The following is a 449-nucleotide window of genomic DNA, read 5'->3' as shown; positions in this document are numbered from 1 at the left end:
TTGAGTATTATCGAATTTTCGGCGAATGTCGTCTTCACAGTATAACCAGATTGCTTGGGGTTATATGGTCAAGTGAAGAAGCGCATACGGTGGATGCCTTGGCAGTCAGAGGCGATGAAAGACGTGGTAGCCTGCGAAAAGCTTCGGGGAGTCGGCAAACAGACTTTGATCCGGAGATGTCTGAATGGGGGAACCCACCTAACATAAGTTAGGTATCTTAAGCTGAATACATAGGCTTAAGAAGCGAACCAGGGGAACTGAAACATCTAAGTACCCTGAGGAAAAGAAATCAACCGAGATTCCCTTAGTAGTGGCGAGCGAACGGGGACTAGCCCTTAAGTGGCTTTGAGATTAGCGGAACGTTCTGGAAAGTACGGCCATAGTGGGTGATAGCCCTGTACGCGAAAATCTCTTAGTCATGAAATCGAGTAGGACGGAGCACGAGAAAC

At 47.7% G+C, this 449-nt stretch carries 1 rRNA gene; it reads left to right on the top strand.

Annotated elements, in window-relative coordinates:
* Positions 1–66: 66 nt before the first annotated feature.
* Positions 67–449 (top strand): 23S ribosomal RNA (locus DU29_RS0128800); the annotation flags it as partial.

The sequence above is a fragment of the Pseudomonas sp. Ant30-3 genome, from assembly GCF_000690905.1.
In the GTDB taxonomy this organism is placed as follows: domain Bacteria; phylum Pseudomonadota; class Gammaproteobacteria; order Pseudomonadales; family Pseudomonadaceae; genus Aquipseudomonas.
This window is presented reverse-complemented; position numbering and strand designations above follow the sequence as displayed.